This window comes from Candidatus Moraniibacteriota bacterium, assembly GCA_016699875.1.
GTDB lineage: Bacteria > Patescibacteriota > Minisyncoccia > Moranbacterales > UBA1568.
Genome location: CP064989.1, coordinates 766051 through 789952 on the forward strand (window position 1 = coordinate 766051; position 23902 = coordinate 789952).

Below are 23902 nucleotides of genomic sequence, written 5' to 3' on the forward strand. Positions count from 1 at the left end.
ATGACATCTTTTACCCTTTCACTCGTGACGCCGGAACGGAAACTGCTTGAAGAAGCGGTGGCGCAAGTGACGCTGCCGACGGAAACGGGCGAGGTGACGATATTGCCGGATCATATTCCATATATCGCAACGCTCAAGCCGGGTGAGGCTCGCGTTGAGACGGCGCGTGGCGAGGTGCAGAGCTTCGCAGTCTTAGGTGGATTCGTCGAGTTTCATGACAACAAGCTCTCGGTTCTGGCGGATGCAGCGGAGCGAGCGGATGAGATCGATGTGGAACGGGCGGAGCGCGCCGAAGAGCGTGCACGGGAACTTCGCGAGAAGCACATCGATGTATCTGCCGAGGAACATGAAATGCATGTTGCAGCGCTTGAGCGCGCGTGGGCGCGGCTTCATGTTGGGAAGAAACACCGAAGCCACCGCGATTCGAATCCGGAGACAGCTATGTAAAACCTCTGCGTATCTTGAAATTCCCGTCTGCGAAATGCGCGGGAATTTTCTTTGTTACTCTCCCGGGTGTATACTTGAGAAGTACATCCTAAATAATATCTATGAATCAAGAGGTTTTTGTGAAAATAACCCGATGGTTAGCGTATGCGGCGATTGGGGTATTGTTGGTTGCAATATTCATTGTCTTTTTCGGGAAGGGAATCAACCGCGGAACGTCGTACCAACAGAATGGGCTGGGAGTTTCCGGCGAGGCATCGTCTTGGCGGGGGATGAGCAATATGATGGGGGGAGATGCTGATGAATCTGGGGTTACGACAGAATCGTCGGTTCCGGTTGCGGCAGATGCGGCTGGATCGGGGTATGCCGGGAAAATGATGGCAGCGGGAAACCCCGACTTCTCGACGGTCGCGCCGGATATGATGGAGGGGAATAGTGCTGTAGCTGAAACGGAAAAACGCGTGGTGCGGAACGGAGATCTATCAATTCGCGTCGAAGACGCCGAATGGTCAGCGGACGAAATCGATCGCATCGCGACGCGGCTCGGCGGGTTTACGGCATCTCGGTCGATCAGTAGCAGCATGCCGGGGTATCCGATGCCGATGGTGCAGGATGAATCAATGGGATACGGTATTTAAAAACAGTCGTCGAACGCTCCGCAAACCGGAGTGGTGACAATCAAAATTCCTTCTGACAAGTTTGCCGAAGCAAATGCGGCGATTCGTAGCATCGCGAGTGTTGTATTGAATGAATCGTCGTCGGCGAGCGATGTGACAGCACAGTTTGCCGATCTTGAGGCACGTATCAAGAATAAGTATGCCGAGGAAGAAGCGTTTACCAAGATTCTTAATACGACATCGGGGAAGGTGGCGGATATTTTGCAGGTGACGCGCGAGCTTTCACGGGTTCGCAGTGAGATCGAACAGCTCGAAACACAGAAAAAGTATATGGAGTCGCAGACCGACATGGCGTCGATCTCGGTTTCTCTGAGTGAAGATGTGAAGGTGGGCACGACGACAAATTCCTGGCGGCCATGGCAAACCGTGAAGTCGGCTGTGAATGCTCTGATCTCCCAATGTCGAAATTTCATCGACGGCGCGATCTATTTCGTGGTCTCGGTGGTTCCGGTGTTTCTGCTGTACCTTTTGGGAGTGTACGTGGTATACAAAGCTGGGAAAGGAATATATCGGAGATTGTATCCAAGAGTTTAGTTCATTGGCACGTTTTTTGACGGTAGGTAAAACTGTGGAGTGTTCAAGATGCCAAGTTCGTTCTCCGTTTATTTGCGGCGAGGCAATGCCTTGTTCGTGTTGTTGTTCTTACTGGCAGACAAGAATATAGGGCTTCTCAAGGATGCCTATGTGCAAGGAGATGCGCACATATTCATTCGCCAATGTAGATCTTTCAGATGTCCAATTGTGGATCCATGGGCTGCAAACATCCTTGCAGTCGCTTTGCTTGTCGGGTTGGACGGAATATCCGATGAGAACGATGAGGAGGCAATTTCTTTATTGCGCAAAGTAACATCTATCGGGGGTTGTCCATCGGCATGGCATTCTCTCGGAGTGTGTTACTTGCACGGTATAGGGATGTCTCCGGATAGAAACGAAGCAACGCGGTGTTTCTTGGAGGGGGCAAAACGAGGATGCCTTCTTTGCCGTAGTAACTTTCACGATATCCCACTCCCGCATAATTCAGGGAAGGTGATATCTCAACTGTAGTGAAAGGAGCTGTGTCAGTTTTGGCCAGCTCCTCATTTATTATCTTGAAAAACCCCCTTCTTCGGGCTAGGATGGAGCTACTTGTTAAACTGTGGCCTATGAAACATGCTTCATATGATCCGAAAGAAATAGAGCCGAAGTGGCAGAAATATTGGGAGGAGCAGGGGCTTTTTCATGCGAAGACCGGATCGAAAAAGAAGAAATTTTACGGGTTGGTCGAGTTTCCATACCCGTCTGGAGACGGGCTTCATACCGGGCATGTGCGCGGGTATACGGCGATGGATGTGATCGCACGGAAGCGGCGGCACGAAGGATTTGAAGTACTTTATCCGATCGGATGGGATGCGTTTGGACTCCCGACCGAGAATTTTGCTATCAAGCACGGCGTGCGTCCGGAAGTGGTGACGAAGAAAAACACGGATAATTTCCGGCGACAGATGCAGTCGCTCGGGTTTTCGTTTGACTGGTCGCGGGAAATAAATACGACCGATCCAGAATACTATAAGTGGACGCAGTGGATATTTCTTCAGCTTTTCAAAAAAGGGTTGGCATATAAACAGAAAATGGAAATCAACTGGTGTCCGTCATGCAAGATCGGTCTTGCGAATGAAGAAGCGCAGGGCGGCGTGTGCGAACGGTGTGGTGGTCCAACGGAAAAAAAAGAGAAAGAGCAGTGGATGTTGGCGATTACAAAATACGCCGATCGGTTGGACAAGGATTTGGACAGTGTTAACTATCTCGACAAGATAAAAGTTCAACAAAGAAACTGGATCGGGAGGTCGGAGGGAGCGCTGGTGAAATTTAAAATTTCTTCCTCCTCCCACCCTCATCAAGATGAGAGTTCTTCTCGGTTAGAGGATCGGGAACGATATATCGAGGTATTCACGACGCGAGTGGATACGATTTTCGGGTGCACATATGTGGTGGTGGCGCCGGAGCACCACATTATTGCACATCTTTTGCAATGTCATTCCCGCGAAGGCGGGAATCCAGGCTCTGCGAACATTCTGGATCCCCGGGTCAAGCCCGAGGATGACAGCTTACTTTTGGTTGAGAATGCAGAGAAGATTCGAGAGTATATAGAAGAGGTGAAAAAGAAATCCGAGGAAGATCGGCTCGATGCGACGAAAGAAAAAACCGGCGTAAAGCTCGAAGGGATTGAGGCAGTGAATCCGTTTACCGGTGAAAGTGTGCCGGTATTCGTTGCTGACTATGTATTGGGAAATTATGGCACGGGTGCGGTGATGGCAGTCCCGGCGCATGACGAACGGGATTGGGAATTTGCGAAGAAGTACCGACTTCCCTTGAAATCGGTAGTTATTCCGAGTGTTGTAAATCAGAAGAATCTCCCGGTTCCAGGAAAATCAGTCGTGTTTCGAGAGACTATCAGTGCCATCGTGTATGACCCGAAGAAAAATAAGTATCTTGCTCTGAAGTGGAAAAAAAATGATTGGACTACATTCGTGATTGGCGGGGTGGAACAAGGGGAGGATGTTATTGATGCGGCAAAGCGAGAAGTTCGAGAGGAAACAGGCTATACCGATCTCAAATATATTCGGACTTTGGGCGGACCGGTAGAGGCGAAATATTTCGTGTCACATAAAGACGAAAATCGCATGGCACATATACATGCCGTGTTGTTTGAATTGGAGAGTGAAGACAGAATATCTGTTTCAGAAGAGGAGAAAGAAAAACATCCGACAATATGGATTGAGGAATCGTCTCTTAGTCCGGATGTAATGTTTGATGTCGATGCTCCATTCTGGTTTGCTCGCCTAAAGTCTGAGGAAAATGAGGTTGTTACTGAAAGCGGCGTCCTCATTGAATCTGGAGAATTCTCCGGTCTGAAATCCGAAGAAGCGCGGGAGAAAATGATCCAATGGCTGGAGGAAAAAGGACTCGGGAAGAAGCAGACGAATTACAAACTTCGAGACTGGGTATTTTCTCGGCAGCGATATTGGGGCGAGCCGATTCCCTTGGTGAAATGTGATGCGTGCGGATGGGTACCGGTTTCCGAAGACGAGCTTCCTGTCGAATTGCCAAGAGTCGAGTCGTATACACCGACGGACACGGGGGAGTCGCCCCTCTCGGCGATGGAGGAATGGGTCGCGACGAAGTGTCCGAAGTGCGGCGGACCGGCACAGCGCGAGACGGACACGATGCCTAACTGGGCGGGATCGAGCTGGTACTTTCTTCGATACGCCGATCCGGAAAATACGAAAGCACTTGCATCAAAGAGCGCGCTCGAATATTGGACGCCCGTCGATTGGTACAATGGCGGCATGGAGCACACGACGCTTCACCTCTTGTATTCTCGTTTTTGGCACAAGTTTCTCTATGATATCGGCGTAGTGCCGACCTCCGAGCCGTATCAGAAGCGCACCTCGCATGGGCTTATCCTTGCCGAGGGCGGCGTCAAGATGAGCAAGTCGAAAGGGAATGTGGTGAATCCGGATGATATTGTGCGGCGGTTCGGCGCGGATACGCTTCGGGTGTACGAAATGTTCATGGGACCATTCGATCAAAATGTCGCCTGGAGTACGGAGAGTATTGCCGGGTCAAGACGGTTTTTGGAGAAAGTGTGGAAATTGGGTATTGGAATGAAGAATCAGGAAACGGGAAGAAAGAAGGAAGATGCTCACGCGGGAAATGTTTCCGTGAAAACTCTGCTGCATAAAACGATCAAAAAAGTGTCTGAGGATATCGAGGCGATGCGGTTTAATACGGCGATTAGCGCGCTCATGATTTTGGTGAATGAGATGGAGAAAACAGAGTCGATGTCGCGAGAAGATTTTGAAACGCTGCTCGTATTACTTTCTCCGTTTGCACCGCATGTTGCGGAAGAGCTCTGGAGTCTTGTCGGGAATGCGGGGTCAATTCTCTCGACCAAGTGGCCGGAAGCAAACCCGAAGTATCTCGTGGCAGATGAAGTGGAAGTGGTAGTGCAAGTCAACGGAAAACTTCGCGCGCGGCTTCGTATTGTCTCCGGATCGACGAGAGAAGAAGTGGAGAGCGCGGCACGTGCTGATCTTCTTGTGTCGAAGCATCTCGATGGAAAAGAAGTTCGAAAGACCGTCTTTGTCCAAGACCGCCTGGTGAATTTCGTGGTGGGTTGAAGTTGACAGGCGTCCGGGAATTTGGCTAGGATAGCGGTGAGCTTTGCGAAACCGCAAGGCGGGGCAGTTGATTTACCAATTTGTTGAGGAGATTCGAGATGATCAAGAAACCAGTCATTTTCCCGATTGATGGACAAACGACATATACGAATGTGATAGATTCGTTTTTCAATCTATTCCAACATGATGCGGCAAGAGAAATGGTTGGGATGGTTAAGTTTAACGATGCGTTGCACATCTCTCCTGGTGGAGGCAAGGAACTTATCACTGGAATTCGAGATGTTTCGAGAGAGAATGGATGGAGTATGGCGGAAATTTTCCTTGATCTGAAATTATTCGATGTCTCGGGGACGATTAGTAATATGCTAAAACAGTATGCTGAAATGTCCCCAGCAGTTATTACGGTGTCATCGGAGGTTTCATGCCAATCGCTCCTTAGAACCTGTTTACAATCTTCTGGTACACTGAGGACATAATCCTCAAACCAAAAGAACCATGTATCCAAGCGACATAACCCGAGAACAATTCGAACACATCAGACCATTTCTCGAATCAACCAGGAAGAGAACCAAACCAAAGACACTTGATTCCTATGACGTATTCAACGCTCTGCTCTACATTCTGGTCACGGGTTGCCAATGGAGGGCACTTCCCAAGGATTATCCAAAATGGCAGAGTGTCTATCGACACTTCCTTGTCTGGAAGGAACGAAAAAACAAACAGACAGAGAGTATGCTTGAGCAAGTCTTAAAAAAATTGGTCGAACAAGAACGTATGAAAAATGGCAAACAATGCAAAACCAGTTTCTGCATCGTTGATGCTCAAAGTGTCAAGAATACAGATACGGCTCGAGAAAAAGGTTATGATGCAGGAAAAAAGTTTCCGGTATCAAGCGACATATTCTCGTTGACACCAACGGATTGCCGCATGCGTTCACGGTAACCACTGCTAACGTCACTGATCGAAATGGAGCTATCCAAGCCGTCAAGGCAAACAAAAAACACCTTTCACGGGTGGAGAAACTCTTGACTGATGGTAGTTATACCGGAGAAAACTTCGCCAAAGCGATCAAAGCATGTATCGGTGCGGAAGTGGGAGTAGCTAAACGAAACGAATTGCATACGTTTGCCGTTCTTCCTCAGCGCTGGGTGGTCGAGAGAAGCTTCTCCTGGCTGGAGAAATGCCGAAGGCTCTGGAAGAATTGCGAACGGACACTGGATTCGAGCTTACAGATGATGGTTTTAAGTTTTGCTCGATTGTTGTTGAAAAGATTGTAAACAGGTTCTTAGGATACGTGAAATATTTCCGAGTGCACTCATTGCCTTGGTTGGAGCTCTTACGGATATCTCGGAGGATGAATTCAGGAGGAAGCATGGAATGACTCCTGCAGAATATATCGCAGAAATGCTCCTGTTCTTCGAAGATGAAATTGGTGAGGAGAATCCGATAGGTGCTTTTGTATGTAGTCCGCTCGAAGTACGGTGTCTCAAGGATGAATTTGGTGACCGATTCAAGGCAATTGTCCCCGGAGTTCGGAGTTTATTCATGGAGCCGGATCATCAGAAACGGGTGGCGAGTCCATACGACGCACTTCTGGCTGGTGCGGAATATTTGGTTATCGGTTCGCAGCTCAAGGAGGGTTTGAAAGCGGGGCTTTTTCAGGAAGATCGGGTGAATCGCACGAACGCAGAGATTAAACGTGCTTATACGCAGCTTGTTCACTGATAGCTAGCGAGTTTTAGGTGTCGAGAGAGCATCAGAGACACTCTCTCACTTTCTAAAGTGGAGGAAATAGCTGGTACCCCGGTTCATGCGGTCTCAACATGTTCCGGACTTTTGCAGATGTTGGATGACCTCGGAATGAATCGAGAGGCAGATGCAATTCGATCATATCGAGAACAATATGGATTCTTCTAAAAGACGAAAAAGCCTGTTTATCGGGACAGTCATCAAGCGCTGCCCCGATTTTTTTTGTGACGGGAGCGGTAATATGTGATACCATTTGACAAGTATTTTTCTTTTTTTCTCGCATATGCGTTCTACAATTCCCGATCTTCTTCCACTTGAACGGCCGCTGGTGGTGTTTGACCTTGAAACGACCGGGCTTACGCCGGGAGAAGACAAGACAGTCGAGATTGCGTATCAGAAGATTATGCCGAGCGGGGAGGTGATTGCAGCGGTGCAGCGGCTCAATCCGTTGCGGCCGATCCCGAAGGATTCGACAGCCGTGCATGGTATCACCGACGAAGACGTTGCCAATGCGCCGTCTTTTGCCAAGCTCTGCTATGAGCTCTGGAGTATTTTCGAAGGAGTGGATGTTGGCGGGTTCAATGTGTACGGGTACGATCTTCCTTTCTTGCGGGCGGAATTCGCCACAGTGGGAAAAAACTTTGATTATTCGAACCGGAAAATTCTCGATGCGAAATTTATTTTCCACAAATTTGCACCGCGAGATATGGTATCTCGGCGGGATTTGTCGGCGGCTACCAAGGAATACTGTGGCGAGACGCATACAAGTGCACACACAGCCGAAGGTGATGTGGCTGTGACGGTCAAGGTGCTCGAGAAACAATTGGAACGGTACCCGGAATTTCGAAACTGGGATGCGGTGATGGATCTCCTTGGGCGGCGTAAGTCGGTTGAAGTGGAATCGGCAGCTCCTCAAGTGCCGCGTGGGACTCTGTTTTAGTTTCATGTCTCTCATCATTCTCCTCTGAAGAGAGCCGATGTGATATACTGAACACGTCGGCTTTCTTGTTTTTCTTCCCATGACCGCGTCTTCTCAGCATATTGCGTGCGATCTTGCCGGCAAGGACCGATGGATGATTGAAGCATTCGAGTCAGTCGGCGATGCGATCTTCGTGACAGATGTTCACGGAGTGATTTCATTTGTGAATCCGAAAGCCGTTGCGCTTTCCGGATGGAGCGCTGAGGAGGCTATTGGGCAGCCGGTTGGATCGGTCGTGAAGTTTTCTATCGATGATGATTTGCAAACGGTGCTTTCCTCGTCACCCTATGCGCCTTCGGAGTCGCCGCAGGAGTTTACCGGGAGGATTTCTTTGGTAAAGAAAGATGGTCATTCAAAGAGTCCGGTAAAAGGACGAGCAGTGCCGTTTTCTGATGAAGAAGGAAATCGACAAGGGACAATTATTCTCTTGGGGGATGCAACGATCGAGCACCGGTTGATCCAGGCGAAAGATCATTTCCTCTCCATAGTGGCGCATCAGTTGCGGACGCCCTTGGGGAGCGCTCGATGGTGTATGGATATGCTTCTGTCGGGGGATCTGGGCGCTCTGCCGGAAGAAGCTCGACGAGCAATAATCAGTCTCTACGCGAGTAATCAGCAGATGATCGAGCTGGTAAACGATCTGCTTGATATGGCAAAATTCAACCGGACAAACGGTGTTGAAGAATCTGTGCCGGTTGATGTGGCGGAGGTAGTCGAGAGTATTTTCCGGTTTCTTGAACTCGATGCGCAGCGTCGCCGCGTAGTATTCGGTCTGAAAGGTGACACGGGCGTTCCAAAGATTCTCTTGCCCAGGAGGCGATTTTACGAAGTGATACGGAATCTTCTTTCGAACGCGGTAAAATACAGTAAACCCGGAGGGCATGTCTTGGTGGGAATTGCAAAAGCTGGCGATGAGTGTCTTATCTCGGTCAAAGACGATGGAATCGGCATTCCGATTGATGAGCAACAGAATATCTTCTCGAAATTTTTCCGGGCAAGCAACGCAGTTCATTCGCAAACGGAAGGGTCGGGACTTGGTCTTGCTGTCGTGAAAATGTTTATTGAATCATGGGGAGGGGCTGCATCCTTTAAGAGCACCGAAGGGAAGGGAACGACATTCTTTATCAAGCTTCCTATCAATCGGAAAATCGAGAAATCATCGGATGCTGATTCGAAGTCGAGCTAATCTTTAACGCGTACGCGTATGACAGAAGACATGGTTGGAACCGCACCGCAAGGAAACGGTACGGCAGAGAATGCGGAGAGAACAGCACTTCTCTTGGTAGCGGAAGATGATCAGTTTTATGCCAATCTCTATCGGACGAAACTTGAGAAAGAAGGGTTTGGCGTAGTGACTGCTGCCAATGGCAAGGAGACGTTGGAACTTCTAAAACAGCACCATCCGAATTTGATTATTCTTGATCTCGTGATGCCGGAGATGGACGGCTTCGAGGTATTGAAGAAAATCAAAGAAGATAATGCTCTGCGAGATGTTCCGGTTATCATCCTGTCGAATCTCGGACAGCAGGAGGATATTGAACGAGCTCAATCGCTTGGTGTTTTCAAATATATCATCAAGTCGAACGTTTCCATTCATCAGATGGTGGAGAGTGTTGAAGAGGCGCTTTCATCTGCTGCTGATCAGGCTCGGCAGGCATCGAAGTAGCTTTCCGGAAGTTCCAGAGAATTTTCTGTCTCTATGATTATCGATGAATCAGCTCTTGTACGGCTCATTGCGGAGATGCATCTGGTATCGGATGAGGCATTGAAGGATGCGCAGAAGGCGGCGGCAACAAACAAAGTGCCACTCCTGTCTCTCTTGGTGTCCGATGGGCACATGAGCGAACGAGAGGCGGCGGAAATGGTCGGCGATATTCTGGGAGTCTCTGTTGTCCGTATTTCGGATATTGCGATTCCCGATCATGTGCTTCGGATGATTCCGATCGTTGTGGCGCGCGCCCAGCGCATCATCGCCATATCATGTGACGAACGAGGACTTGCTGTTGCCATGGAAGACCCGACCAATTTGCAGGTATGCGATTTCTTGGTGAAGAAAACCGGTATGCCACTCCGTGTTTTTCTGGCTACGGCATCCGATATTGACCTGGGACTGAGTCTCTATACCAAAGATATCGGCAAAACGTTCGATGAGATGATGACGGCGCATGTTGCGACGGCGGAAGAACGTTCCGGAAAGAGCGGGGAAGTGCCGGATGCGCCGATTATCCGTATTGTGGATACGTTATTCTTGTATGCTTATCAGAATAAGGCGTCGGATATTCATATCGAACCTCGTGCAGAGATAGCGATTGTCCGCTTTCGCATAGACGGCATTCTTTATGATGTCCTTTCTTTTTCCCGGAAGATACACGAACAAGTGGTTGCTCGACTCAAAGTGCTCTCAAAACTTCGAACTGACGAGCATCAAGTGCCGCAGGACGGGAAAATTCGAGCATCTCTTGAAGGAAGCGAATCACCTATAGATATTCGACTCTCCGTCGTGCCGACGACAGACGGCGAAAAAATAGTCTTGCGGCTCCTGGCGGAGCATGTTCGGCAGTTCTCGCTCTCGACGCTTGGACTTTCCGCATCGGATCTTGGGAAAATGGCCGATGCCTATCGAAAACCTCACGGAATGATATTGTCGACGGGTCCGACGGGAAGCGGAAAGACAACGACACTCTACGCCATACTGAAAATATTGAACAAGCCGAATATAAATATCATGACGATTGAAGATCCGGTCGAATATGATATGGCAGGTATCAATCAGATCCAAGTGAATCAGCGTGCCAATCTTACCTTTGCGACGGGACTGCGCAGTATCCTGCGCCAGGATCCGAATATTATTCTTGTCGGGGAGATCCGCGATGAAGAAACGTCCGGCATAGCAATTAATCTGGCAATGACAGGGCATCTTGTGCTCTCGACGCTCCATGCCAATGATGCGGCGACCACGATTCCGCGATTGCTCGATCTTGGCACTGAGCCGTTCCTTATCGCTTCGACCGTGTCGGTTGTTGTGGCGCAGCGGCTGGTCCGGAAAATCCATGAACCGTGTCGGGTGAGCGAGGAAGTCTCTTTGGATGTGCTTCGAAAGGAGCTCAGCGAGGAGTTGGTGCGGAAAATGTTTCCAAGGAAAGCATCTCTGCAAAAGGGGATGACTCGCGTGTATCGTGGCAAGGGTTGTTCGCTGTGTCATGGAAGCGGGTATGCGGGGCGCATCGGTATCTTCGAAGTGCTTTTACTGGATGAGGCGCTTCGCCATGCTATTATGGAGCGTGCAACGGCAAGTGAAATCCAGGCGATCGCGAAGCAATCCGGCATGCGAACGATGATTGAGGATGGCATCGAGAAGGTCCGCCAAGGAATAACGACGCTCGACGAAGTTATCCGAGTTGCCCGGGAATAAATAAGAAAATATGTTTTCTTCTCATATTCGATTGTCGGACCGGGCAGTGTTTGCAAAGCATCTTGCAATGATGCTCAAGAGCGGTATTTCTCTCGCGGAGGCGCTTCGCGTATTGGAGATGGAAACAAAGAACGTGGCTTTTCGGAATATCCTTCAAGCAATTTGTGCCGATGTCGAGAGTGGGAAGAAACTTGCTGAGGCGCTTCGAATCCACCCGAAAGACTTCGATCCGTTTTTCGTTAGTGTTATTGAAGTGAGTGAGGAATCGGGCACGCTTTCCGAGAATCTGGAATTTCTTGCAAAGCAACTTTCAAAAGAAGATATGCTCCATAAAAATATCCGGGGAATCTTGCTCTATCCATCGCTTATCCTCGGTGTTGCGGCTGTTATGGGGAGTTTTATTAGCATATTCATACTGCCGAAACTGATCGATCTCTTCGATTCGCTCGATGTGGCGCTTCCATGGTCGACGCAAGCGCTTTTGTGGTTCGCCGCTTTGATGAAATCGCATGGCATCCTCATTATTTTGGCGTGTTTCGGTTTTTTCTTTGCGTTTCGTTTCATGGTGCATACTCATCTCATCAAGTCGAGATGGCATGCATTGCTTCTTTCATTGCCCATAATAGGCCGATTCATTGCGGCTGTTTCTTTGGGGCGGCTTTTTCGCGGGCTGGGAATTATGATGCGAAGTGGACTTCCTCTGGTGCACGCACTTGGCGTTGAGGAAGAGAGTTTAACTAATCGCGTCTTTCAGCGATATGCTCGCGAATTGAAAGAGGGTGTCTCAACAGGCACAGAGCTTTCGGCGCTACTCGAACGTTCAGGATTCCAACATGTGCCACCTCTTGCGACAAAGATGGTGGCGGTTGGCGAACGGACGGGGAAGCTTGATGAGAGTTTTTTCTTTCTGAGTCAATTTTTTGATGAAGAGGTAGATACGGTGGCAAAGCGATTCTCAACACTTCTCGAACCGGCATTGCTTTTCGGGATTGCCGGCATTGTGCTTTTTATCGCGCTCTCTATTATTACCCCGATCTATTCGCTGACGGGATCACTGCAGAGATAAGGAAGGTCAGAAGATGGGAGATAGAGGGTGGAAGATGGAAATTTGGAATTCAGGATACTAGGTTACGAATCATCCTACCTATTATATTAACTGTATTAACTCTTTTTCCGCTATTCCAATTCAACTCTTCCTTTCTATCTCCCGACCGAAGTGGAGGGATCTCAATCGCGTTAGTGATGCGGGAGAGAGAAGATGGGGGTTGGAAGGTAGGAGAGGGGGAAATGAAAAATATGGCAAAATGTCAGATATTTAATATTCGGTACCCCAAAAGTTCTTCTCAGGGGTTTACAATCATTGAATTGCTACTCGTTGTAGCAATTTTCTTTGCTGTTGCTGGTTTTGCTCCAGCTTTTTACAACCGGTTTTTTTTACAAGATGCGGTAGTTGAAGCGGCTGATCGCATAGCGGGATCACTCCGAAATGCACAGGGATTTTCGCTTGCTGGGAAGGGGAGTCTTCCATGGGGAGTAGCTCTCAATGGTAATGCGGTTGTTTTGTTTCAGGGCAATTCATTCGCCACTCGGAATACAGCACTTGATCGGCAAATTGCTCTGCCTTCATCGGTGTCAATAAGTGGACTCAGCGAAACCGTTTTTGCTCGTGTGTCAGGGATGCCGACAGCGCCGCTCACGATTTCTCTTACTGCTTCTGGCGGCGTGTCGCGCAGCGTTCTCATGAACTCACTTGGCGTGGTGAGTCGGGAATAAGGGCGATAAATGCCTTGCTTGAAGCGAGGGTAAATAATTGTGCTCATAAAAACAAAACAGGGAACGTTGAAACGTCCCTGTTTTGTTTTTTGCTGCCCTATCTAAATTCAATGCTCTACATGCTACATCCCCGCCCCCTGCACCTGCCAGTAGAACGTAGAACACGTTGTGTCTCTGCATCCGCACTTCCATCGGCCTCCTTGTATACTGCAGGTCATACCAACCAGGTAGGCGGGATCGGAAGCGCTGGTTGTAGAGATATCGGTATCGGTGAGAGTGGTAGAGACACTTCCTTGGCACCAGTCTCCATTCAAGGCTCCGGTACAGGTTCCGGTGAAGGAGGTCCAGTCAGATATACCGGGATCATAGTAGTAGCCTTTGGTATAGACGATACGGGTAGTGTCTCCGGTGATACCGAGGGTGGCGTTTATCGTGTGGGTATCACTGCTGGTACAGGTGGTGGAGATGAGAGGGGTGTTACTCACAAAGACGTCATAGGGGGCACCGTAGCCGGTGTAGGTTGAGGTGGTGAAGTTGGTGGGGGTGACGGTGGAGCAGGAGGTGGGGGTGGAGGTTCCTCCTGTAGTGAGTGGGGTGTTCATGTCGGTCTGTATTTCTGACTGGGTGAGGGCAGTGTTGTAGATTCTTACGTCGTCGATTCTTCCATTCCAACTCTGATTGCTCCAACCCATACCGACATGGACGGGATTGGTTGAGGATTGAAGTGTAGCAGTGATATTTGTTGATTGAGTACTCTGAACACCATTCAAGTATACCGTGAGCGTATTGTTTGTATCATCAAAGATGCCAGTGACATGAGTCCAGGTATTGAGGGAGAGCGTGGTTGTGGTAGTTGCGGTATACCAGATTCCTCCACTGGAGAATCCTACCTGTATTTGTCCACTGTTGGTTTCTTGGAGGTGGTAGTCGGAAGAAGAATCGTTTACCTTGGTGATAATATCTCGATCTCCGGAGAAACTCGTGGGATACACCCAGGCAGAGAGCGTGAGGGATGAGGTGAGATTAAGCGTGCTTGGGTTGCCGATATTCACCAGATCATCCACTCCATCAAAAGTGAGAGAGTCGCTGTATTTTCCGGTCGTATTCCAGCTCGTGCCGTTTTGGAGCGCCCCCGTATTCGTGTGTCCGGAAACATCTTCAGTCGTAGTTCCTGATCCTTCATTGAAGTTAAGTCCGAGCATGAGAGAATCAGAGACCGGAGGCGCCTGATCAGTCGTAGCTTGAGATACGGATGAGTAGGAAGAGGTATTGTTTGCTGCATCTGTGGCTCGTACTCGGTAGCGGTACGTAGTAGAGGCAGAAAGTCCGGTATCTTGGTAAGAGTTCGCGGTGGGAGTTCCTACTTGAGAGAAAGTTGTGCAGGATGATCCTGGGCAGCGTTCAACTTGATAGTTGGTAACACTAATGTTGTCTGTGGAAGCGGTCCAGGTGAGATCGATGGTGCTGGATCCGCCAGTGGTCGGAGTAGCGGCTTGAAGGTTGGTGGGAGTAGTAGGAGGAGTGGTATCGGGAGCCTGAGTCGTGGCTCCAACGACATTGCTCCATCCGCTGGTATTCCCTGCAGCATCGACGGCTCTTACATGGTAGGAGTAGCCGGTAGAAGCAGTGAGACCGGAATCAGTGTAGGGAGAGTTTTGTGTAGTTCCAATTTGGGCGAAGTTGCCACAAGAGAGACCAGTGCAACGTTCGATGTCATAGCGGACGACTCCGATATTATCGGTAGCAGCGGTCCATGAGACAGTGATGCTGGACTCTGAGGTGGCATTGGCAGCGAGTCCGATAGGAGAAGTGGGAGGGGTGGTGTCGGGGGTGGTATTGAGAGCAACATCACCGTTTGCCATGGTACCGCTGGCTGGGGTGCCTGAGGTGGAGTCAGAGTAGATTTCGAAATCATCCCAATAGGTATGATTGTTGGCATCGTGAGCCCATTCGGGACCATTATCTGACCAGTTGGATATTATGTTTAACTCATTCCATTTTTGGGATGAACTAAATCCTGTCTTCTCCCATTCCAAATAATCGTCTACCCAAATACGAAAAATCGAGCTACCTCCTCCTTTAGAGTAGAATTCCAACTTGTGCCACTGGGTATTTCCTATCAGCCCTGAACCGTAATTATTCCAATTGTTACAGGTTCCGTCAAGACACTCGATGTTTGTGTATATAGGACCTCCTGTTTGCTCCATCTGTCCGTCAGCAATAAAGCTATTTGTTGGATAATTCCCAGTTATCCGAATCCATTTTGATCCAAATTTATGATCAACATCATTGTCAACTCTTACCCACATGCGTATGAGGAACTCATTAGTGTAACTCCATGATCCAAGGACGGCACTACTGTATGACGCAGGGTCATTCCATGCTACAGAACCATTCCAGTTGCATTGCATCATGTGAGATCCTCCGTGCGGGGAGTTACCATCAATAGCCGTTAAGACATTGGTACATTTGTCATTTGAGCCACCCTGACTCCATAAGTTGGTATTTCCGCTTTCGAGGTCGTCGTAGAAGACTCGGGTAGCAGCGGAAGCGTTTCTGTTTCCCAGAAAGAGCATTGCCATGATGGACAATACGAAAAAACTCGCTCGCAAAAAGAGTGAACTTGTTCGAGAAATATTCATAAGATTTCTATTTTTCATATTCTACAATTTTATGAAGCATATGAAGTAATTGTAGCACAATCCGTATGGAGGGTGAGAGAGTTTGACTGAGAGTTGTCAATGATGAGGGTAGCTCTGGAAATAATCTGATATACTATCAATATGTATAAAAACACTTCACGATTTCTTCAGTGGACACTTATCACTCTCGTTCTGTCCATAGTGGCAGGCTTGTATTTTTGGTACGGAAGCAAAGCAGGAGTGAGTATTGATACTCCCAGCATCACAGATACTACAGTAACGAGTGGGCTCATAGCACACTACACTTTTGATCCGCCGGATGTGGTGTGGTCAGACGCGATAAGTGAAATTAAGGATCACACAGGAAATGGGTACCATTTCAATGCAGTTGGCTTAGGCGAATCTAATCTCGAGCTGGGGCATATAGGACAGGCGCTTAATTTTATTCCGGGTAACGCTACCTCTTTACTTAGAACTGAGGCAGCATTTGATGCTCTTGCCACCGGATCGATATCAATGTGGATAAAGTGGGATGGAACAAGCGTAGGAACTAGCGGGACACTCCTTGATCGAGGAGACTGTGGGTCGAATAATGGCCAATTCCAGCTCTATATGGATATGGCAGCAAGCGCTATTGGTCTTTGGATGACTGCCGTGAGTGCGGGATGCTCAGCAACTGTCGACGCAGAGACAACGCTTGCAATTTCAGATCCGAAAGCATGGCATCATATAGTTTTTACGGACAGCTCTTCAGGGCATGTTGTCTATATTGATGGCAGTCCTCAGGCGCTTTCTTATACATCGGGAAGTTCATCGGTAGATTTCTTCTTTGATAACGTGGGAGGGAGTCAGGAATATCAAATTGGCAGGAATAGTTCAGAGGAATTCGGCGGCCTTATAGATGATGTCCGCATATACAATCGCGCGATCTCCGCTTCCGAAGTCTACCAACTTTATACTACTGGAACTGCGAAAGTAAACGCGCCGACAGAAGACCCCCTCTCCCAATCCCTCCGTGGCTACTGGAAACTCGACACCGGAAGCGGCACCTCTGCCACGGACTCTTCCGGCAATGGGAACACCCTTGCTATGACTGGTTCTCCCGGTTGGGTCACCGGAAACATCGGTCCCTATGCCCTCGACTTTTCCGGAAGTGGACAATACCTCTCCATCGCCTCTCCCTCAAGCGCTCTCGACTTTGCCGATGGAGCGAGCTTCACTCTGACTGGCTGGTTTAATCGAGATACATTCACCAGTGACCATACCATCCTCTCCACCAAGAGCGGACAATCCACTGAAAGTGATGGATATATTGCCTATATTGACGATGCAACCGGTCAGCTTATCATTCGCTTTGATGAAAATGGAACCACTGAGGCAAGAACATTTACATCTTCATCTACCTTTACTATCGCTACTGGTTGGCATAACTTTGCTCTCTCTTGGAATGAAAGCGCTCCCGATGCCGTTCTCTATATCGATGGTAAACCTGATGGGTCAGGAAGCGGAACCGTCTTTGCCAGTATGGGAAATCTTTCCAACACCAATGCTTTCTATATTGGTGCTGAAACCGATGCTGGGAATCCTTTCGACGGAAAACTTGATGATATCCGTATCTATGGTTATGCCCTTAGTGCTGATCAGGTGAAGAAGATATATAATACCACCAGTCCCACGCAACCGATCGATACAAGTCTTGTTGGACATTGGACTTTCGATGGGGCGGATGTTGACTCGGCGAACGGTATTGTTCGCGATAAGTCAAGAAGCGGGAATGACGGAACATTCAATACGCCGTATGTCTCGCCGGCTGTCGGAAAATCGGGACAGGGCATCTCTTTTGACGGAACCGGATGGGAATTTATCCCATTAGCTTCAATGCGAAACTTGGAGATGGGCACTGGAGATATGACCGTCAACGTGTGGGTACGTCTGGTGAGCAGTAATGCCGACACATACTTTGTGAACAAAAAAGACTCTGGCCTTGAATCGGGAGAAGGATATTCTTTTTACTACTCCAACTCTCTTTCGAGTCTAGTCGTCTTAATCGGAACCGGATCGGCACATACATACTACGACACTTCGACAGCCTCTCTCCAGGATGATCAATGGCATATGGTTTCATATGTTGTCGATAGGGACGCTGGAATCTCATTCTATCTCGACGGAACGTTTCTCGATATGGATGGAACAAGTGTGTATAATGGAACTGATATAACGAACGCGTCGGAATATCCCGGTCTCGGGTATTCTGACGGAAACGGCGATGTTGTTTCCTACGATGATATTCGGATTTATAATAGAGTGCTTTCTTCCGATGAAATTTCGAACTTATATCGTATAATGTAGAACATGCTAATTTTTTAGTGGACTTTTGTTGTGAAAACGCTTCGCGTAGTTATGTTCGTTGCTCTGGGTTGTATTTGCGCGTCGAAAGCGAGCGCTGCCACGCGAGTTTTCTATGACGGCTCTGAGGCGGGAAATACCAACCTGTGGAGTCAGGCTGATTATCGGGATAAGTGCACATCGGTTACTTCGGCTGCCGATGGTGTTACGGGGCCATATTCCGGGTCGAGAATGATTCGCTGCAATACCGATGGCACGGTTGCTTGGAATACGCCGAAATGGTTTGAGACAATGGCACTGAATTCTTTTCCTTATACGAACGAATTCTTGTTTCGAGCAGAAGTTCGAGTGGATAAAAATCACGCGAGAAGCGGTGATTCTCCGAAAAAGATTCTCCGTTGGTTTACCGGGAGTATTGACTACTTCGATTCAATCCATGATTCTTCAGGTTTCAAGAATGAGGGGCCAATTACATCTGGGTCGTATTGGGGTGATGCTCCCGGAGATAACACAGCATCATCGCAGAAATGGGGGAAAGTCGAGGTATACTATAACAGTTCGAACAGGAAGCTTCGAGAGTGGCATGATGACGTGCTTATCCGAGATGAAACAACGGGAAATCTCGGTGGGAAATGGTACCCTTTGTATATCACTTCAAATTATGAACAGGTGCCATCGGGAGATAGTTTGAACTACGTCTATTTTGATGATGTGGAGATTTATTCTGATGCTACCTCTGGCACTCCATCTGCTTCTGGTACCATGGCTAATGGGGATGTATTGGTAAGTGGTGGAAGCGGCGGCACCTCCGACACTACTCCTCCCTCCAGTCCCACAAATCTTGCCGCTAATGCTACGAGTGCCTCCGGTATTTCGGTCTCTTGGAATTCGGCTACTGACAATGTTGGGGTAGTTGGCTATCAGATTGAGCGCTGTACCGGACTCTCGTGCTCGAATTTTACTCAAGTCGGAACTCCTTCTTCATCTCCGTTTGTTGATTCAAATCTTTCTGCTTCTACTGGCTACTCCTATCATGTGAGAGCGGTAGATGCTGCCGGAAACACGAGCAGCTGGAGCAATGTGGTTGGTGCCACGACTCAAGATGTTGCACAAACTCCTACTGTCACGCTTTCGGCAAATCCGACCAGTATCGCGTCAGGGTCTTCTTCTGTGCTCACATGGAGTAGTACAAATGCTACCAGCTGCACCGCCTCTGGAAGCTGGTCTGGCACCAAGTCAACGAGCGGTACTCAGTCCGTTTCGCCAACCTCGACAAGCACTTATACCCTCACATGCACCGGAACGGGAGGGAGTGCAAACCAGAGTGTGACGGTAACAGTCTCTGATCCAAACGAAGTTATCATTGATAACACCGACACCGCATCTGTCTCTTCTTCTGGGAGCTGGCTTCCATCAACTGCCTATCCCGGATACTATGGAAGCGATTATTTCTACTCTTCCACCACAGCCGGAGAATGGTTCCAATGGACCGCATCTTCTCTTGTTCCAGGAACCTACGAGGTGTATGCCCGATGGCTGGCAGTCACCGGAAGACCAACTGATGTGAACTATCAAGTCACCCATGCTTCCGGTGCCGCAACAGTCGGACCGGTTAATCAGGAGATAAACGGATCCCAATGGAATCTTCTCGGTACTTACAGCTTCAATACAACCGGAGCGGTCAAAGTGATTGGAACTGCAACCGGATGGGAGGGAACCGCTGCTGACGCCGTACGATTCCTCAAAGTGACATCCTCCACCCCACAACCCTGCTCCACTGTCACTCCCACCAACTTCACCACCTCAACCTACACCGGCTACGGTGCTCCCTATGACGTCTTTGCGAGTAACACCCCTCTCATCTCCACCACCTGTACCAGCAGTGATACCCACACGATAAACGCCACCCTCGGTATCACCGGAGACACTACCCGTATCGTCTACACCAAAGGCTACTACTACGATCCCGGTATATCTGACTGGACCTCCTTCACCGGAACCTGTACCGGAGCTTTGAATGGAGACTGGTGCCAAGGAAGTGTCTCTGCCACTCTCACCGATACCGATATCTCTACAGCGAGCGCTTCCGATCCCGCCTACCTGGTCGGTATGACCTGCAGCATACAGGGAGGCCGATGGAAATGCGGATGCAGAGATACAACGTGTTCTACGTTCTACTGGCAGGTGCAGGGGGCGGGGATGTAGGGGTGAATGGGATGGATAAAATGTGAAATGGGAGCGAGAGTCTTGCGCGGTGTTGTTTTGGATGGAGAGTCTGACTTATAGAAGTGCGAATGTGGTATACTTGAAACAAGTTCGGATTGTATGAAGAAAATATCGTATGGGCATACAAGACCTCGATGAGCAGCTTCATAAACACGATGGAACGCCGCGTGAGCCGTTATATCAAACAAAAGAATTCGATCCGAGTCGTGTTTCGAATGACGTTGAAAAGTTGTCACTTGAAAAAACAAGCGGATGGAGCGCTGTTCGTAAGCGGTTTGCAGTCGATCAAACAAAGGCGGTTCATCTCGGTATGTGGGCAATCGGCGTGATTACCCTGGTAGCGCTTCTTGCGGGAACATTCGTTCGGATTCAACAGTCTTTATTTTCGCAAGATCGTGTGACTGTTTCCGTGACGGGACCGAGCAATGTGAATAGTTCGGATATCACGGATTTCGTCATCTCCTACGAGAATGCCAACCGATCGGGACTTGCTGATGCGGAATTGATCGTTTCTTATCCGCCGGGATTTATTCCGGAAGGGAATGAAAGCACCTTCCGCAATGACGCTTCATCGAGCACGGTTACGATCGGCACTATTAATGCCTTTGAGAAAAAGACGCTTGACTTCTCCGGGAAGTTTTATGGGTCAAAAGATTCAATCGCGTATATTCACGCTGAATTGCGGTATCGACCGAACAACGTGCAGAGTCAATTCTCATCAGCCGGACAGAAGAGCGTCAACTTGAGGAGCGCATCACTTGCAGTAGAGCTGGAAGCGCCGCTTTCGGTACCGCCATCGGGAGAAGTGAATTATTTAGTGAATTACGAAAATACGAGCGATGCAACGCTTTCGAACATACGCATGAAAGCGGCATTTCCCTCAGGTTTTTCTCTCAATGATTCCGATCCGAAGCCGTCTGAAGGGGAAGTAGTATGGTATCTGGGAAGTATTGCTGCGGGCGAACGCGGGAAAATTCGCCTGACCGGAAATATGAGTGGCGTGCCCAATGAAACGAAGACGCTCAAAGTTGAGTTTGGAACCTTTCAGGGTGATAATACATTCTTTGCCTATAGCGATGCTGAGCGTACAACAAGAATAGTGGCAGCACCTTTCAGTATTCGACAGTCTTTGAATGGTTCGATGCCGGGAGCGGTAAATCCCGGTGATTCTTTGCGGTATACGGTGTCCTATCGAAATGACAGCGAGATAGCCTTGCGAGAAGCTATCATCACCGTGGAATTGGAGGGGGATGCCCTTGATTTCTCCCAGCTTCGTCCGGAGAAAGGGGCTTATGATAGTCTTCGGAAAACGATTACTTGGAAAGCCTCTGATATCCAACAACTCGCAAATCTTACCTCGGGTGCTTCAGGGAAAGTCGAGTTTGCTGTGCCAGTTCGAGATGATCTTGTCCCGAAGAGTGTGCTGACAAAGAACTTCCAAATAAGGACAATAGCAAGAATTGAGAGTCCCGATGTTCCCAATCCAGCCGGAGCCAATAAAATTGTTGCAACCGATACAATGTGGGAAAAAGTGAATTCCCGACTCCTTCTCGAAACCGCTGGGTATTACCAGGACAGCACGCTGCCGAACACGGGTCCTATTCCTCCGGCAGTCGGCAAGAGCACTACCTATACGATGCATTGGTTGTTGTCGAATACGACAAATGATGTGACGGGAGTGGAGGTGTCGGCTGATCTTCCAACCGGCGTCGCGTGGACCGGGAAAACGTTTCCGAATACTGAGAACATCTCTTATAACGAACGCACAAATAAGATTATATGGAATGTCGGGAGTCTTGGTGTTGGAGAGGGAATCCTTTCGCCAAAGCGAACCGTGGTTTTTCAGGTGTCAATCCGTCCGGAGGTAAACCAGGTGGATACGTCACCGTTGTTGCTCGGTATGTCATCTGCCAAGGCAACAGACGTCTTCACGAATGAGACGATTCAATCGACTGCATCGGAGAAAACAACGAACCTCCGAGAAGACGATTCTCTTCCTTCGAATAGCTCTCGGGTCGTGAATGGAGAATAGTGATCTGGTTCTTGACCGAGACTTTTGTTTCGGGGTAGGGTGAAGGCATATGAGTTCGTATTTTAACCTTTTGTCGACAAGCGAATTCGGGCGAAAGGGTCAGATTCACACGGAACATGGCGTTTTGGAGACGCCATTTTTCATGCCAGACGCGACTCGCGCGGCAGTACGTGGCATTGAGCCGGCGACGGTTGCCAAGTTGGGGATTGAAGCGCTTGTTGTGAATACCTATCATCTCCTACTTCGTCCGGGATCGGACTATATCGCCAGACTGGGCGGTGTGCATAAGTTTATGAACTGGGATGCTCCGGTGCTTTCTGATTCCGGAGGATATCAGGTATATTCGCTCATTCATCGACATCCGGAATACGGCGCGGTGTCCGAAGAAGGCGCGCTCTTCCGCTCCCCGATTGATGGCTCGAACCACCTCTTGACTCCTGAGCGTGCGATTGATATCCAATTCGATCTCGGCGTTGACATGATGGTGTGTCTTGACGATCCTCGTCCGAATGATGCGCCAAGCGATGAGGCGATACTTGCTGTTGAGCGGACGCTTCGATGGGCGAAACGGTGTAAGGCTCGATATGAAGAGCGATTGGCTGAGCGGGCGGGGACTCATCCGGAAAAAGGTCGGCCACTTCTCTTCTCGGTTGTGCAGGGCGGTATGGATATATTGCTTCGCCGGCATTGTGTTGATGCACTTGCTGCGATCGGTTTCGATGGATATGGGTTTGGGGCGCGACACCTTGATATGGAAGGGAATTTTCTTGAGGAAGTGCTTCGTGAGACGGCGAAGAGCATCCCGTCCGGCGCGATCCGGTTTGCGCTTGGCGTTGGAACGCCGCGAGATATTGTTCGCTGCCACTCGATTGGTTGGGATATGTTCGACTGTGTTATTCCGACTCGAGAAGGGCGGCATGGACGCGCCTTCCTCCGTCGTTTCGGACGAAGTATCTTTGAGGAGTCTTTTTATGAGGTTGCCAATATAACCGGCGAACGATTTCGGGATGACACGGCCTCGATTGATGTATCGTGCGATTGTTTGGCGTGTACTGGCGGATTCTCTCGCGCGTACATCCGACATCTCTTTGCGACCGGAGAGGTGCTTGGGTCTCGGCTGCTGTCGATTCACAATCTTCGATTTTATGCCAAACTCATGGATGAATTGCGCGGGAAGGCAGTTGGTGAGAATGAGAAAAAGACATTCTGAGAGGGACTGTCTCAGTGTGTCTGGGATTTGACAATCTGAAAGGAACACTCTATACTCCCATGACAGTCGAAATGAGAGCGAACTCTCAGGGAATCACGATCATGGACAGAAGCCCCTCGGAATTCGCAGCGGTTTGAAGTGGAGCCGGAAAAGGAAAAGATTGCAAAGCAAGGAAGGGGAAGATATGATAGAAGGAGGAAGTGTACGAAAGGGTCTTTTTCAAGCGAATGTCAACGCTTCTGTCTCGGAGAT

The 23902-nt window shown here is 49.1% G+C and carries 18 protein-coding genes; 17 read left to right on the forward strand and 1 reads right to left on the reverse strand.

Annotated features, from left to right (window positions below):
- From atpC to IPK84_03785, 13 genes are all read left to right on the forward strand, one after another.
- Positions 1-447, forward strand: a complete 447-nt coding sequence (gene atpC / locus IPK84_03725; protein ID QQS15452.1) for an ATP synthase F1 subunit epsilon — start codon at positions 1-3, stop codon at positions 445-447.
- 101 nt (positions 448-548) lie between these two features.
- Positions 549-1082 (forward strand): hypothetical protein, encoded by a 534-nt coding sequence (locus IPK84_03730; protein ID QQS15453.1) that lies wholly within the window; start codon positions 549-551, stop codon positions 1080-1082.
- 33 nt (positions 1083-1115) lie between these two features.
- Positions 1116-1655 carry a DUF4349 domain-containing protein gene (locus IPK84_03735; GenBank protein QQS15454.1) on the forward strand — a complete coding sequence of 180 codons (540 nt, stop codon included), beginning with the start codon at positions 1116-1118 and terminating at the stop codon, positions 1653-1655.
- 608 nt (positions 1656-2263) lie between these two features.
- Positions 2264-5281: a class I tRNA ligase family protein gene (locus IPK84_03740; protein ID QQS15455.1), complete on the forward strand. Its 3018-nt coding sequence runs from the start codon at positions 2264-2266 to the stop codon at positions 5279-5281.
- A gap of 98 nt (positions 5282-5379) precedes the next feature.
- A complete protein-coding gene (locus tag IPK84_03745) occupies positions 5380-5757 on the forward strand; it encodes a hypothetical protein (protein QQS15456.1) in 378 nt (125 codons plus the stop codon).
- Between the two features lie 19 nt (positions 5758-5776).
- Positions 5777-6558, forward strand: a protein-coding gene (locus tag IPK84_03750; protein QQS15457.1) for an IS5 family transposase whose coding sequence is annotated in 2 segments (ribosomal slippage) — positions 5777-6161 and positions 6161-6558 — 783 coding nt in all. Because the reading frame shifts where the segments join, the coding sequence is not laid out codon by codon here.
- 100 nt (positions 6559-6658) lie between these two features.
- Positions 6659-7006 carry a hypothetical protein gene (locus IPK84_03755; GenBank protein QQS15458.1) on the forward strand — a complete coding sequence of 116 codons (348 nt, stop codon included), beginning with the start codon at positions 6659-6661 and terminating at the stop codon, positions 7004-7006.
- Positions 7007-7313: 307 nt separating this feature from the next.
- Positions 7314-7970: a 3'-5' exonuclease gene (locus IPK84_03760; protein QQS15459.1), complete on the forward strand. Its 657-nt coding sequence runs from the start codon at positions 7314-7316 to the stop codon at positions 7968-7970.
- 79 nt (positions 7971-8049) lie between these two features.
- Positions 8050-9195, forward strand: a complete 1146-nt coding sequence (locus IPK84_03765) for a PAS domain-containing protein (protein ID QQS15460.1) — start codon at positions 8050-8052, stop codon at positions 9193-9195.
- Between the two features lie 18 nt (positions 9196-9213).
- Positions 9214-9675, forward strand: coding sequence for a response regulator (locus IPK84_03770; protein QQS15461.1), 462 nt, complete (start codon positions 9214-9216; stop codon positions 9673-9675).
- A gap of 33 nt (positions 9676-9708) precedes the next feature.
- Positions 9709-11421, forward strand: coding sequence for a type II/IV secretion system protein (locus IPK84_03775; protein ID QQS15462.1), 1713 nt, complete (start codon positions 9709-9711; stop codon positions 11419-11421).
- A gap of 10 nt (positions 11422-11431) precedes the next feature.
- Entirely contained in the window at positions 11432-12487 is a 1056-nt protein-coding gene (locus tag IPK84_03780) for a type II secretion system F family protein (protein QQS15463.1), read from the forward strand.
- Between the two features lie 230 nt (positions 12488-12717).
- Positions 12718-13194, forward strand: a complete 477-nt coding sequence (locus IPK84_03785) for a prepilin-type N-terminal cleavage/methylation domain-containing protein (GenBank protein QQS15464.1) — start codon at positions 12718-12720, stop codon at positions 13192-13194.
- A 122-nt stretch (positions 13195-13316) separates the two neighbouring features.
- On the opposite strand, the gene IPK84_03790 is transcribed toward IPK84_03785, so the two are convergent.
- On the reverse strand, positions 13317-15836 hold the full coding sequence (locus IPK84_03790) for a fibronectin type III domain-containing protein (protein QQS15465.1): 2520 nt from the start codon (positions 15834-15836) through the stop codon (positions 13317-13319).
- 141 nt (positions 15837-15977) lie between these two features.
- Between IPK84_03790 and IPK84_03795 the strand changes: the two genes are divergently transcribed.
- The 4 genes from IPK84_03795 to tgt all read left to right on the forward strand — a co-directional run bounded on the left by IPK84_03795 (position 15978) and on the right by tgt (position 23650).
- The gene (locus IPK84_03795) at positions 15978-18185 is read left to right on the forward strand and encodes a LamG domain-containing protein (protein ID QQS15466.1); all 2208 of its coding nucleotides are present in this window, start codon (positions 15978-15980) and stop codon (positions 18183-18185) included.
- A gap of 51 nt (positions 18186-18236) precedes the next feature.
- Positions 18237-20387 (forward strand): fibronectin type III domain-containing protein, encoded by a 2151-nt coding sequence (locus tag IPK84_03800; GenBank protein QQS15467.1) that lies wholly within the window; start codon positions 18237-18239, stop codon positions 20385-20387.
- A gap of 136 nt (positions 20388-20523) precedes the next feature.
- Positions 20524-22440 (forward strand): hypothetical protein, encoded by a 1917-nt coding sequence (locus IPK84_03805; protein ID QQS15468.1) that lies wholly within the window; start codon positions 20524-20526, stop codon positions 22438-22440.
- A 49-nt stretch (positions 22441-22489) separates the two neighbouring features.
- Positions 22490-23650: a tRNA guanosine(34) transglycosylase Tgt gene (gene tgt, locus IPK84_03810; protein ID QQS15469.1), complete on the forward strand. Its 1161-nt coding sequence runs from the start codon at positions 22490-22492 to the stop codon at positions 23648-23650.
- The last annotated feature ends 252 nt before the right edge of the window (positions 23651-23902 follow it).

What these genes read in the sequence shown, in the direction of transcription:
- IPK84_03805 (QQS15468.1), top strand. Translation starts at nt 20,524, where the DNA reads ATGGGCATACAAGACCTCGATGAGCAGCTTCATAAACACGATGGAACG.
- IPK84_03800 (QQS15467.1), top strand. Translation starts at nt 18,237, where the DNA reads ATGTTCGTTGCTCTGGGTTGTATTTGCGCGTCGAAAGCGAGCGCTGCC.
- IPK84_03795 (QQS15466.1), top strand. Translation starts at nt 15,978, where the DNA reads ATGTATAAAAACACTTCACGATTTCTTCAGTGGACACTTATCACTCTC.
- IPK84_03775 (QQS15462.1), top strand. Translation starts at nt 9,709, where the DNA reads ATGATTATCGATGAATCAGCTCTTGTACGGCTCATTGCGGAGATGCAT.
- atpC (QQS15452.1), top strand. Translation starts at nt 1, where the DNA reads ATGACATCTTTTACCCTTTCACTCGTGACGCCGGAACGGAAACTGCTT.
- IPK84_03760 (QQS15459.1), top strand. Translation starts at nt 7,314, where the DNA reads ATGCGTTCTACAATTCCCGATCTTCTTCCACTTGAACGGCCGCTGGTG.
- IPK84_03740 (QQS15455.1), top strand. Translation starts at nt 2,264, where the DNA reads ATGAAACATGCTTCATATGATCCGAAAGAAATAGAGCCGAAGTGGCAG.
- IPK84_03780 (QQS15463.1), top strand. Translation starts at nt 11,432, where the DNA reads ATGTTTTCTTCTCATATTCGATTGTCGGACCGGGCAGTGTTTGCAAAG.
- IPK84_03765 (QQS15460.1), top strand. Translation starts at nt 8,050, where the DNA reads ATGACCGCGTCTTCTCAGCATATTGCGTGCGATCTTGCCGGCAAGGAC.
- IPK84_03730 (QQS15453.1), top strand. Translation starts at nt 549, where the DNA reads ATGAATCAAGAGGTTTTTGTGAAAATAACCCGATGGTTAGCGTATGCG.
- tgt (QQS15469.1), top strand. Translation starts at nt 22,490, where the DNA reads ATGAGTTCGTATTTTAACCTTTTGTCGACAAGCGAATTCGGGCGAAAG.
- IPK84_03745 (QQS15456.1), top strand. Translation starts at nt 5,380, where the DNA reads ATGATCAAGAAACCAGTCATTTTCCCGATTGATGGACAAACGACATAT.
- IPK84_03785 (QQS15464.1), top strand. Translation starts at nt 12,718, where the DNA reads ATGGCAAAATGTCAGATATTTAATATTCGGTACCCCAAAAGTTCTTCT.
- IPK84_03755 (QQS15458.1), top strand. Translation starts at nt 6,659, where the DNA reads ATGACTCCTGCAGAATATATCGCAGAAATGCTCCTGTTCTTCGAAGAT.
- IPK84_03790 (QQS15465.1), bottom strand. Translation starts at nt 15,836, where the DNA reads ATGAATATTTCTCGAACAAGTTCACTCTTTTTGCGAGCGAGTTTTTTC.
- IPK84_03770 (QQS15461.1), top strand. Translation starts at nt 9,214, where the DNA reads ATGACAGAAGACATGGTTGGAACCGCACCGCAAGGAAACGGTACGGCA.